This is a genomic window from Stenotrophomonas sp. YIM B13575 (assembly GCF_042787595.1).
GTDB lineage: Bacteria > Pseudomonadota > Gammaproteobacteria > Xanthomonadales > Xanthomonadaceae > Stenotrophomonas > Stenotrophomonas lactitubi_B.
Genome location: NZ_JBHZOP010000097.1, coordinates 1 through 10,887, shown reverse-complemented (window position 1 = coordinate 10,887; position 10,887 = coordinate 1). Strand labels below are relative to the sequence as shown.

General features: G+C 68.4%; 11 protein-coding genes. 7 read left to right on the top strand and 4 right to left on the bottom strand.

Annotated features, from left to right (window positions below; translation table 11 throughout):
* Nucleotides 1-81: 81 nt before the first annotated feature.
* Nucleotides 82-546 (bottom strand): hypothetical protein, encoded by a 465-nt coding sequence (locus ACFX4F_RS15395; protein ID WP_089237661.1) that lies wholly within the window; start codon nucleotides 544-546, stop codon nucleotides 82-84.
* A gap of 183 nt (nucleotides 547-729) precedes the next feature.
* Here ACFX4F_RS15395 and ACFX4F_RS15390 point away from each other — a divergent pair, with 183 nt between their 5' ends.
* The 4 genes from ACFX4F_RS15390 (at nucleotide 730) to ACFX4F_RS15375 (ending at nucleotide 3,331) form a co-directional block, all read left to right on the top strand.
* Nucleotides 730-978, top strand: a complete 249-nt coding sequence (locus ACFX4F_RS15390; protein ID WP_032952021.1) for a hypothetical protein — start codon at nucleotides 730-732, stop codon at nucleotides 976-978.
* Nucleotides 979-1,101: 123 nt separating this feature from the next.
* A complete protein-coding gene (locus ACFX4F_RS15385) occupies nucleotides 1,102-2,019 on the top strand; it encodes a bestrophin family protein (RefSeq protein ID WP_380656779.1) in 918 nt (305 codons plus the stop codon).
* Between the two features lie 19 nt (nucleotides 2,020-2,038).
* Complete coding sequence (gene hemB / locus ACFX4F_RS15380) at nucleotides 2,039-3,028, top strand: porphobilinogen synthase (protein ID WP_025877543.1); 990 nt, start codon at nucleotides 2,039-2,041, stop codon at nucleotides 3,026-3,028.
* A 33-nt stretch (nucleotides 3,029-3,061) separates the two neighbouring features.
* Nucleotides 3,062-3,331 (top strand): hypothetical protein, encoded by a 270-nt coding sequence (locus ACFX4F_RS15375; protein ID WP_100462057.1) that lies wholly within the window; start codon nucleotides 3,062-3,064, stop codon nucleotides 3,329-3,331.
* Nucleotides 3,332-3,595: 264 nt separating this feature from the next.
* Here the strand turns inward: ACFX4F_RS15375 and ACFX4F_RS15370 are convergent, their stop codons facing one another.
* Nucleotides 3,596-4,459 carry a TolB family protein gene (locus tag ACFX4F_RS15370; protein WP_099819831.1) on the bottom strand — a complete coding sequence of 288 codons (864 nt, stop codon included), beginning with the start codon at nucleotides 4,457-4,459 and terminating at the stop codon, nucleotides 3,596-3,598.
* A gap of 48 nt (nucleotides 4,460-4,507) precedes the next feature.
* Here ACFX4F_RS15370 and aroE point away from each other — a divergent pair, with 48 nt between their 5' ends.
* From aroE to dinG, 3 genes are all read left to right on the top strand, one after another.
* The gene (aroE, locus tag ACFX4F_RS15365) at nucleotides 4,508-5,353 is read left to right on the top strand and encodes a shikimate dehydrogenase (protein ID WP_099819830.1); all 846 of its coding nucleotides are present in this window, start codon (nucleotides 4,508-4,510) and stop codon (nucleotides 5,351-5,353) included.
* 3 nt (nucleotides 5,354-5,356) lie between these two features.
* Nucleotides 5,357-5,707 (top strand): hypothetical protein, encoded by a 351-nt coding sequence (locus ACFX4F_RS15360; RefSeq protein ID WP_099819829.1) that lies wholly within the window; start codon nucleotides 5,357-5,359, stop codon nucleotides 5,705-5,707.
* Between the two features lie 152 nt (nucleotides 5,708-5,859).
* Nucleotides 5,860-7,962, top strand: a complete 2,103-nt coding sequence (gene dinG / locus ACFX4F_RS15355; protein ID WP_099819828.1) for an ATP-dependent DNA helicase DinG — start codon at nucleotides 5,860-5,862, stop codon at nucleotides 7,960-7,962.
* A gap of 69 nt (nucleotides 7,963-8,031) precedes the next feature.
* On the opposite strand, the gene ACFX4F_RS15350 is transcribed toward dinG, so the two are convergent.
* The gene (locus ACFX4F_RS15350) at nucleotides 8,032-8,631 is read right to left on the bottom strand and encodes a hypothetical protein (RefSeq protein ID WP_099819962.1); all 600 of its coding nucleotides are present in this window, start codon (nucleotides 8,629-8,631) and stop codon (nucleotides 8,032-8,034) included.
* A 100-nt stretch (nucleotides 8,632-8,731) separates the two neighbouring features.
* Nucleotides 8,732-10,570 (bottom strand): dihydroxy-acid dehydratase, encoded by a 1,839-nt coding sequence (ilvD, locus tag ACFX4F_RS15345; protein WP_099819827.1) that lies wholly within the window; start codon nucleotides 10,568-10,570, stop codon nucleotides 8,732-8,734.
* Nucleotides 10,571-10,887: the final 317 nt, after the last annotated feature.

Genomic DNA, 10,887 nt, shown 5'->3' with positions numbered 1-10,887 from the left:
GCCGGGCCACGCCCGGCCAGCGCAGCGGAAGGGAAGAGACGCCGGGCATGGCCCGGCGCTACCTGCGCTGACCCGTGCGGGTCACCGCTGCGGTTGCGGGGTGATCGTCTGTGTCGGCAGGCGTGCCGGCGGCGCCGGATTCGGCACCCAGATCGCCACGCCGGCCGCGCGTTTCTGCGTGGTCGGTATACCGATGCCCACGCCACCGCCCACGTGCGAACCGTAGCTGCCGGCACCCACCGACATGCCGACCGGTGAGCCACTGCTGCCCACGCCCATCAGGATCACGCCGTTGGCACCGAGCGCGGCCGCTTCGCGCTTCAGGCGGGCCACGGCGGCGTCGGTCTGGCCCTGCGTGCCGAAGCCCACCGCCGACGACGACTCCAGCTGGGCGATTTCCTGCGAACCGGCGGGTGGCGTCGAATAGATCTGCACCTGGGCCGGATCGATCGGCGCGCGGGCGCGGCCCAGCATGACCTTGGAAGTGCTGGCGCAACCGGCAACGGTCAGCAGCATGGCCGCCAAGGCGACCCAACGGATATTCATGGCGTATACCCCTGTAGGACTGGTTCGGATCATCAGCCGGGCACTCTGAATCGGCGCCAACATCGGGGCTCGACCCATGGCCGCACGCTAGCACGGCGCCGGTGAGGTTGACGGCAACGGCGGTAGGCGGCGCTGCCGGGAACGGCTATGGTTGGGAGCAAGAACAACCACGGGGAGTGCGCTATGGGTGTGATCAGTCTGTTGTGGGGCGTACTGGCGCTGCTGTGGATGATCCTGGCGTTGATACCGCTGCTGGGCTGGGGCAACTGGTTCCTGATCCCGTTTGCTGCGGTCGGCGCGATCATTGCTGCGCTCGGCATCCTGTTCACCCACCCCAGCAAGCGCGGCCGGGCTTGGACCGGGCTGATCCTGAACGGCATCGTGGTGGTGGTCGGCATCCTGCGCCTGGGGCTCGGCGGCGGCGTCATCTGAGGCAGTACGGCCGGTGCGACAGGGCGTCGCAGGTACACGGCCGCTGGCCGGGCAGGGAGTAGAATGGGCGGCTGCGCGAGCCCCCCGCGTGCCTGTCGAACCGCGCGCCGCGCGGCTGCTCCCATGATCATTCGTTCCCGTCCCCACGGCTGGCAACTGCTGTACATCCTGCGTGGCTCCATCGTCCCGGCGATCGCGCCCAAGGTACTGGCCATCCTCATCCTCTCCATTGCGGTCGCCGCGGTGGTGGAACTGGCGCCGCCGGTCGGCATCGAGCGCATCTCGGTCACCCCGTTCACCCTGCTCGGCCTGGTCCTGTCGATCTTCCTCAGCTTCCGCAACAGCGCCTGTTACGACCGCTGGTGGGAGGGCCGCAAGCTGTGGGGCCAGCTGGTGTTCGAATCGCGTTCGCTGGCCCGCCAGGTACAGGTACTGCTGGCCGACGACGCGCCGCGCCGCCAGCGCATCAGCTACCTGACCACCGCCTTCGCCTACGCACTGGCCGCGCGCCTGCGTGCCCGCGACGTGGCGCTGGCCGCGGTGCCATGGCTGGACGAGGAACAGCGCGGGCAGCTCGCTCAGCGCGAGAACGTGCCCGATGCGCTGCTGGCGATGATCGCCGCCGAACTGGCCCAGGCCCGGCGCGAAGGCACGCTCGATTCGATCCTCTACGTCCAGCTGGAAGAGCGCCTGCACGCGATGTCCTCGATCCAGGCCGGCTGCGAGCGCATCCTCACCACCCCGCTGCCGTTCGCCTACACCCTGTTGCTGCACCGCTGCGCGTGGATGTTCTGCGTACTGCTGCCGTTCGGCCTGGCCAGTTCGCTGGGCTGGGCCACGCCGGTGCTGTCGGCGGTGCTGGCCTATGCCTTCTTCGGCCTGGACCAGCTGGGTGAAGAAATGGAAGACCCGTTCGGCCTGGAGCCGAACGACCTGCCGCTGGACGCGCTGGTGCGCACCATCGAGATCGACCAGCTCGATGCCCTCGGCGAACGCCCGTTGCCCGAACCCCTGCTGCCGCAGGGTTACCTGTTGCAATAGCCACTCCTCGGAGCCTGCCATGCCTCATCCCCATTACCGCCCGCGGCGCATGCGCCATGACGAATTCTCGCGCCGCCTGATGCGCGAAAACACGCTGACCACCGACGACCTGATCTATCCGGTGTTCGTGCACGAACCGGCTGGCCGCGTTGCGGTGCCGTCGATGCCGGGCGTGGAGCGGCTGTCGATCGAAGAACTGCTGAAGGTGGCCGAGGAAGCGCTGGAACTCGGCATCCCGGTGATCGATCTGTTCCCGGTGCTGGACGCCTCGCAGAAGTCGTTGGACGCATCCGCGGCCTGGGCCGAGGACGGCCTGGCGCAGCGTGCGATCCGCGCGCTGAAGTCGCGTTTCCCGGAGCTGGGGGTGATGACCGACGTTGCCCTGGATCCGTACACCACGCACGGCCAGGACGGCATCATCGATGACAAGGGCTACGTGCTCAACGACATCACCGTCGAAGCACTGGTCAAGCAGTCGCTGTCGCACGCCGAGGCGGGCGCGGACATCATTTCGCCCTCGGACATGATGGATGGCCGTATCGGTGCGATCCGCCGTGCGCTGGACGCCGACCACCACCTCAACGTGCGCATCATGGCCTACTCGGCCAAGTACGCGTCTGCGTTCTACGGCCCGTTCCGTGACGCGGTGGGCAGCGCGGCCAGCCTCGGCAAGGCCGACAAGAAGACCTACCAGATGGACCCGGCCAACGGTGACGAGGCGATGCGCGAGATCGCGCTGGACCTGGAAGAGGGCGCGGACATGGTGATGGTCAAGCCGGGCATGCCGTACCTGGACCTGGTGCGGCGGGTGAAGGAGACCTTCGGCGTGCCGACCTTCGCCTATCAGGTCAGTGGCGAGTACGCGATGATGAAGGCGGCGTTCGCCAACGGCTGGCTGGACGAGCGCGCCTGCGTGCTGGAATCGCTGCTGGGCTTCAAGCGTGCCGGCGCCGATGGCGTGCTGACCTATTTCGCGCCGCAGGTGGCGCGTTGGCTGCGCGAGCGCTGACAATAGCGCCCACGACGGACGGAGGAACACGCGATGGGACCTGAAATGGGTTGGATGCAATGGTTGATCTGGGGCACCGGTACGCTGGTGTTCGGGGCCATCATCGTCGGCGTGTTCGTCGCTGCCTGGCGCGCCGCCAGGCGCCCGCCCGAGCAGCTTTCCGCTGCCGCCCAGGTTGCCCGCGAGCAGGCCCTGCCGGAGAGCGTGCAGGCCGAACTGGCCGCGCTGAACCGGCGCAAGGACAATGGCCAGCTCAGCGAAGTGGAATACGAACAGCAGCGCGCGAAGGTGCTGTCGCGCTGAGTTGATCTTCTGGTAGTCGCCAACCTTGGTTGGCGCTTCCGTGTGCCGACTCCGAACCATCATCCACGCATGGCGTGGATCTACTGGTAGTCGCCAACCTTGGTTGGCGGTTTTGTTTCTGTGCCGACCAAGGTCGGCACCTACCGGAGGGGGGCGGTCGGCACCCACCGAACCATCATCCACGCATGGCGTGGATCTACTACAACGCGGGTTGCAGTAGATCCACGCCATGCGTGGATGAACGCCCGCGCGATCCGTTGCCCATTACCCGTCGCAGCCCGCCACCGCCACCACCTTCGGCACGGCCAGCCGGTACACGTCCACGCCACCGGCGCGTGGCGACTTCGCCGCGCTGCTGGCCACCATCATTTCGCCCGGCTTGGCGTTGTCGACCACCGGCGCGCCGGTCCAGCCGCTTCCCTGATTGAACGACAACCCCAGCGGCTGCAACGCAGCGCCCGTCCACGCGCAACCGCTGGTCCAGACCTGCGCGGTATCACCGCTACCACGGCTGAAGGCCACGGCGCCTGCGCTGCCCAGCCAGTCGCCGTCGGTTTCATCGGCAGCGCTGTTCAATGCCTGCAGCGCCGTCGCCGGCCCGCGCGCGCCCTGCGCGTCCAGCGTGGCCACGAACAGGTCCCAGCCGGCACCACGGCCCTGCTGGCGGGCAAACAGCAGCCGCCGCCCGTCCGCGCTCAATGCCGGGCCGCGCTCCTCATGGCGACCGCCATCGCCGGCCAACGGTTGTGGGGTGCCCAAGCCGCCATCGGCGGCAATCGCCGCCCGGTACAGCGCCAGCCGGCCCTCGCGGCCTGCGGCGAACAGCAGCCAGCGGCCGTCGTGGCTGAAATACGGGTCGCGCACCTCGCCGGTCACTGCCAGCGGCAAGGCCTGCGCCTGCTGCCAGCGGCCGTCGACCACGCGCGCCTGCCATAGCCCCCAGCCGGCCTCGCCACGACGGGCGAAGACGATGCGCTGGCCATCGGCGCTGATCGTGGCCCGGCCCTCATCGGCGCGGGTGGAGACCACGCCCATGCCCTCGATGCCGTACTCGTTCAACGCCATCGCCACCGGGGCAGAGAGTAGACTGGCGGCGAGCACCAGCAGGGTCGGGGCGATACGCATCATCCAGGTCCATGCACGAAAGAGCACCAGTCTAGCCAGCTTGAGGATTCCATGACCGATCGTTACGCCGTCTTCGGACACCCCGTCGCCCACTCGAAGTCGCCGCAGATCCATGCGGCGTTCGGTCGCCAGGAAGGCATCTCCCTCGACTACCGCAGCATCGATCTCGCCCCGGACGCCTTCCTGGCCGGGCTGGAGGTGTTCGCCGCTGAGGGCGGTGTCGGTGCCAACGTCACCTCACCGCACAAGGAAGCGGCATTCTCCGTGTGCACCACGCTGACCGCACGCGCGCGCCGCGCCGGCTCGGTCAACACTCTGCTGCGCAAGGGCGACCGCTGGCACGGTGACACCACCGATGGCATCGGTCTGGTGCGCGACCTCACCGACCGCCACGGCCTGGACCTGCGCGGCCGCCGCGTGCTGCTGCTGGGCGCCGGTGGTTCGGCGCGAAGCGTCGCGCCGGCGCTGCTCGATGCCGGCATCACCGAACTGGTGGTGGTCAACCGCACGCCGGAACGCGCCGACGAACTGATCGATGCCATGGGCGAGCCGGGCCGCGCGCTCAGCCGTTACTGGGACGATCTGCGCGACCTCGGAGATTTCGAGCTGATCCTCAACGCCACTTCGGCCGGCCGCGATCGCGACGCCGAGTTCAAGCTGCCGCTGTCTCTGGTCAATTCGATGACCACGGCGGTCGACCTGAACTACGGCGAGGCCGCCATCGCCTTCCTGGCTTGGGCGCGCGCCGCGCAGTGCCGCAACACGGTCGATGGCCTGGGCATGCTGGTCGAGCAGGCGGCGGAGAGCTTCCTGCAGTGGCACGCCGTACGCCCGCAGACCGACGCGGTCTACCAGCAGCTGCGCGCCGGAGCCGGTGCCTTCGCCGGGCAGGACTGATCGATGGACAGCCAGGCTCTGATGGTCTCCCTGCTGACCATGGTCGGCGTGCGCCTGCCGGTGCTGATCGCCCTGTGCGTCGGCCTGGTCTGGGTGATGGGCGCGCCGCGCGATCCGGCACGTACCGGCGCGCTTTCCGGCCTGCTGCTGTTGCTGGCGTCCAGCATGGGCAGCCTGCTGGCCAACCTGGTGCCGATGTGGATGGTCAGCCGGGGTGACTTCAGTGCGATCTCGCAGCTGAGCACCGTGCTGGGCGTGGTTCACTTCGGCCTGGCCATGCTCGATGCCGTCGGTACGGTACTGCTGGTCTGGGCATTGGTACGGCTGCTGCGGCAGCGCACTGCGACGCCCTGACCGCGATGGCGGCAGTGGCCGCGTCGGTAGGGTTGTGGGGCGCGCATCCAGCCATCGCGCGACGCGGCTGACCCTGTTCAGCGCCCGCGCCTCGGAGCCCGTGGCCGGCCATGCGACAATGGCCGGCCTGACCCCGCTACGGTAGTTCTGGCGTGACCGAAACCGTCGCCGCCCCACGCAAGCTCGATGACACCTTGAAGGACGCGATCCGCAAGGCGTACACGACGCTGCAGGCCAATACCCCCGGCTTCTCCACCCGCCGCTCGCAGAGCCAGATGATCGGCGTGGTGTCGCGTGCGCTGTCCACCAGCGGCGGTGTGGGCGTGGTCGAGGCACCGACCGGCGTGGGCAAGAGCCTGGGCTACCTGACCGCCGGCGTGCCGATTGCCCTGGCCAGCAAGAAGAAGCTGGTGATCAGCACCGGTACCGTGGCGCTGCAGTCGCAGCTGGTCGAGCGCGATATCCCGAACTTCCTCAAGGCCACCGGCCTGGAGGCGACCGTTGCCCTGGCCAAGGGCCGCACCCGCTACCTGTGCACGCGCAACGCCGCCGAGGCGCACGGCGAGGGCGCGCAGAACGGCATGTTCGAGGACGAGCAGCCGTTGTTCGACCGCCCGCTGGCGCCGATCGAGATGGACATCGCCAAGCGCCTCACCGTGGCCTTCACCAGCGGTAGCTGGGATGGCGACATCGACAACGCACCGGAAACCATCAGTCCCGGCCTGCGTAGCCGCATCACCACCCCGGCCTCGGGCTGTGCGGGGCGACGCTGTGCGTACTCGGCGCAGTGCGCGGTGCTGCGCTCGCGCAACACCGTGCGTGACGCGCAGATCGTGGTCACCAACCACGCGCTGCTGCTGTCGGCGCTGTCCATTGGTGACAGCGACAACGGCCAGCCGATGATCGCCGCGCCGTCGGACATGCTGCTGGTGCTCGACGAAGGCCACCACGTTGGCAATGTGGCCATCGATCAGGGTGCGGCCAGCCTGGCGTTGGACGAGATGGCCAAGCGCACCGGCCGCCTGCAGATCCTGATCGCCGGCGCCTACCGCGCGGTCGACAAGGATCGCCTCGGCAACCTGCTGCCGAACGAAGCCATCGACGCGGCCAGCAACGTGGCCAAGGGCCTGCGTGCGTTCCGCGATCATGTCGAGGCGGTGTGGATGCCGGCGCCGGCCGATGAGGAACCGATGTGGCGCGCGGCCAACGGGCGCCTGCCCGAGGCCTGGCGCGAGCCGATCGAGGCGCTTGCCGACGATACCCGCAGCCTCTACAACTGGGCGCACGCGGCCACCGCGCAGGTCGCCAAGGGCAAGCCGGACGATCCGGCGCGCGAGCGCCTGCAGCGCAACCTGGGCATGGCGCTGGAGATGATCGAGCAGCAGTACAACCTGTGGCAGGTCTGGCGCCGCGAGGACAAGGAAGGCGCGCCGCCGATGGCGCGCTGGGTGACCGCCACCCGCGACGGCGACCTCGTGCTGCATGGCTCGCCGGTGTCGGCCGCGCACGTGCTGCGCAAGCTGTTGTGGGATGAAGTGGATTCGGTGGTGCTGACCTCGGCGACGCTGACCGGCGGCGGCGATTTCCAGGCGCTGGCGATCGACAACGGCATCCCTGAAACCGCCGAGATGGTCTCGTTGTCTTCCCCGTTCGACCTGCCCAACCAGGCCGAGCTGATCGTGCCGCCGTTCCCGGTCACGCCCGATGACCGCGAAGGCCATCCGCGTGAAGTGGCGCGCTACATCGGCAAGGAACTGGACTGGACGAAGGGCTCGATGGTGCTGTTCACCTCGCGCTGGAAGATGGAGAAGGTGGCAGGCCTGATGCCGGCCGCCAAGCGCAAGCAGGTGCTGGTGCAGGGCGAGATGTCGAAGACGCGCATGATCGACGAACACCTGCGCCGCGTGGCTGCCGGCGAGGGTTCGGTGCTGTTCGGACTCAACTCGTTCGGCGAAGGCCTGGATCTTCCGGGTGAGGCCTGCACCACGGTGGTGATCACCCAGGTCCCGTTCGCGGTGCCGACCGATCCGCAGACCGCCACCCTCAGCGAGTGGGTGGAAGCGCGCGGGCTCAATGCGTTCAACCTGATTGCCATTCCCCATGCGCTGCGCACGCTGACCCAGTTCGCCGGCCGCCTGATCCGCACCTCCACCGACACCGGCCGGGTGATCATCCTCGACTCGCGGCTGCTGACCCGCCGCTACGGCAAGCGCATCATCGACGCGCTGCCGCCGTTCAAGCGCACCATCGGCTGAGCAGCAGGGTCGGATCCCTTCCGCCGGAAGGGCTCTGACCCCGCCGCGCGAGCAGGGTCGTTTCGCCTTTCAGTACTGCGACTGGGGGCATGACTCGGACGCCAGTGCGTAGGGCTGGTACATGCAGCGGATCAGGTCGTCCACCGTCTTCAGCCGCGGTGGCCATGCGACGTGCTGCAGGCCCTCTGCGCTTCGCATCTCGACCATCCCATCCCTGAGCGTGGTACCGGGTGGCAGCGGCAGGGCGGCCAAGCGCGCGCGAGCACGTCGTAGTGCCGGCAGGTCGTCATCCAGAAAGGCGATGGTTGCATCCACGTAGAGGTTCCACCCCTCCGGGTCGGCGCCGGCAGGCTTGTACGTCAACCGCATCAGCGCGCTGGCGGGATCGCGTTGCCCCTCGTAGGCCCGGAGTTGTGCCTCGTGCCAGGCCAGCTCTGGGTGGCCGCTCGCCTTGGCCTGGCGCCGGTATGCGGCGAACAGGTCAGCCAGTTCCAACTGGCAGCCGGCGCGCCGGACCAGCGCGTCCCAACCCTCGCCGGGGCCGTGGTCGAATGCTCCAGGTGACATCGCCAGCAGTTCGGCACGGTTGTCGAAGCGGCATTCGTCGGCGGACGCCGACGCGGTCGCAGTGGCCAGTGCCAGTGATATCAGGCTGAGGAAACGGCGCATCAGGACGTCCATGTGTGGGGCCGCACATGATGCACCCCGGGGGCGGGTAGTGCCGCGTGCTGAAGGGGCACTGCCGGCCAGCGGCCGGCACTACCCGTCTTCAATCGCCGAGCAGGGCGGTGTTGCGCACGGCGCCCTTGTCGGCGCTGGTGGCCAGCAGGGCGTACGCCTTCAGCGCGCTGGTGACCTTGCGCGGGCGCGGTGCACGCGGCTTCCAGCCACGCGCATCGGCCTCGGCGCGGCGCTGGGCCAGCGTGGCGTCGTCCAGCAGCAGGTCGATGCGCCGCGCCGGGATGTCGATGCGGATGCGGTCACCATCCTCCACCAGCCCGATCACACCGCCGCTGGCCGCTTCCGGCGAGACGTGGCCGATCGACAGGCCCGAGGTACCACCGGAGAAACGCCCGTCTGTCAGCAGTGCGCACTGCTTGCCCAGCCCCTTCGACTTCAGGTAACTGGTCGGATACAGCATTTCCTGCATGCCCGGGCCACCCTTCGGGCCTTCGTAGCGGATGACCACCACGTCGCCGGGCTTCACTTCATCAGCGAGGATGCCGGCGACCGCCGCGTCCTGGCTTTCGAACACGCGTGCATTGCCTTCGAACACGTGGATCGATTCGTCCACGCCGGCGGTCTTCACCACGCAGCCGTCGACGGCGAGGTTGCCGCGCAGCACGGCGAGGCCACCTTCCCGTGAGTAAGCGTGTTGCAGCGAGCGGATGCAGCCCTCGGCGCGGTCAACATCCAGCGACGGCCAGCGCGTGGCCTGGCTGAAGGCTTCCTGGGTGGGAATGCCGGCCGGGCCGGCCTTGAAGAAGGTGTGCAGGGTGTCGTTGTCGCTGCGCATCACGTCCCAGCGATCGAGTGCTTCGCCGAGCGTGTTGCTGTGTACGGTGGGCACGGAGGTATCCAGCAGCCCGGCGCGGTCCAGCTCACCGAGGATGCCGAACACACCACCGGCGCGATGCACATCTTCGACGTGGTACTTGGGCGAGTTCGGCGCCACCTTGCACAGCTGTGGCACGCGCCGCGACAGTGCGTCGATGTGGGACAGGTCGAAGTGGACCTCCGCTTCCTGCGCGGCGGCCAGCAGGTGCAGGATGGTGTTGGTGGAGCCGCCCATGGCGATATCCAGGGTCATCGCGTTGGCGAACGCAGCCTGGGTGGCGATGCCGCGCGGCAGCGCACGCGGATCCTCGCCGCCATACCAGCGATGGCAGAGTTCGACGATCAGGCGGCCGGCACGGCGGAACAGCGCTTCGCGGTCGGCATGCGTGGCCAGGGTGGTGCCGTTGCCGGGCAGCGACAGGCCCAGCGCTTCGGTCAGGCAGTTCATCGAGTTGGCGGTGAACATGCCCGAGCACGAGCCACAGGTGGGGCAGGCGCTGCGCTCGTACTCGGCAACCTTCTCATCCGAGGCGCTGTCGTCGGCGGCGACGACCATGGCATCAACCAGGTCCAGCTTGTGCTCGGACAGCTTGGTCTTGCCCGCTTCCATGGGGCCGCCGGACACGAACACCACCGGAATATCCAGGCGCAGTGCGGCCATCAGCATGCCGGGGGTGATCTTGTCGCAGTTGCTGATGCAGACCAGCGCATCGGCGCAGTGCGCATTGACCATGTACTCCACCGAGTCGGCGATGATCTCGCGGCTGGGCAGCGAGTACAGCATGCCGTCGTGGCCCATGGCGATGCCGTCGTCCACGGCGATCGTGTTGAATTCCTTGGCGACGCCGCCGACCTGTTCGATCTCGCGCGCGACCAGCTGGCCAAGGTCCTTCAGGTGCACGTGGCCGGGCACGAACTGGGTGAAGGAGTTGGCGATGGCGATGATCGGCTTGTGGAAGTCGCCATCCTTCATGCCGGTGGCACGCCACAGGGCGCGGGCGCCGGCCATGTTGCGGCCAGCGGTGGAGGTGCGGGAGCGGTATTCAGGCATGGCTGGCGGAACGGGCGGGCCGTACGACGTGGGGGTCGGTTGATGATGGCCAATTTTTTCGGTTGCTGCTGCAACCACCGGTGGTGGTCCGGCAGGGCTGCGCCCTGCACCTGCCGAAGCAACGGCAACGTCAACGTCAAAAACCTGCATTCCGTGGGATGGCGGGGTGGGTCCGGTTGCGGGGGACGCCGTGAATACGTCCATGTAGCAACTGTGTTTGCAGGAGGAGCTTCGGCCCTTCCTGCAGACGGGCACGGTAGTGCCGGCCGCTGGCCGGCAGCCTCTGGATGTACGCACGCACTGACGTCAGGCGGGGA

What these genes read in the sequence shown, in the direction of transcription:
- ACFX4F_RS15395 (WP_089237661.1), bottom strand. Translation starts at nt 546, where the DNA reads ATGAATATCCGTTGGGTCGCCTTGGCGGCCATGCTGCTGACCGTTGCC.
- aroE (WP_099819830.1), top strand. Translation starts at nt 4,508, where the DNA reads ATGACCGATCGTTACGCCGTCTTCGGACACCCCGTCGCCCACTCGAAG.
- ACFX4F_RS15390 (WP_032952021.1), top strand. Translation starts at nt 730, where the DNA reads ATGGGTGTGATCAGTCTGTTGTGGGGCGTACTGGCGCTGCTGTGGATG.
- ilvD (WP_099819827.1), bottom strand. Translation starts at nt 10,570, where the DNA reads ATGCCTGAATACCGCTCCCGCACCTCCACCGCTGGCCGCAACATGGCC.
- hemB (WP_025877543.1), top strand. Translation starts at nt 2,039, where the DNA reads ATGCCTCATCCCCATTACCGCCCGCGGCGCATGCGCCATGACGAATTC.
- ACFX4F_RS15360 (WP_099819829.1), top strand. Translation starts at nt 5,357, where the DNA reads ATGGACAGCCAGGCTCTGATGGTCTCCCTGCTGACCATGGTCGGCGTG.
- ACFX4F_RS15385 (WP_380656779.1), top strand. Translation starts at nt 1,102, where the DNA reads ATGATCATTCGTTCCCGTCCCCACGGCTGGCAACTGCTGTACATCCTG.
- ACFX4F_RS15370 (WP_099819831.1), bottom strand. Translation starts at nt 4,459, where the DNA reads ATGATGCGTATCGCCCCGACCCTGCTGGTGCTCGCCGCCAGTCTACTC.
- ACFX4F_RS15375 (WP_100462057.1), top strand. Translation starts at nt 3,062, where the DNA reads ATGGGACCTGAAATGGGTTGGATGCAATGGTTGATCTGGGGCACCGGT.
- ACFX4F_RS15350 (WP_099819962.1), bottom strand. Translation starts at nt 8,631, where the DNA reads ATGCGCCGTTTCCTCAGCCTGATATCACTGGCACTGGCCACTGCGACC.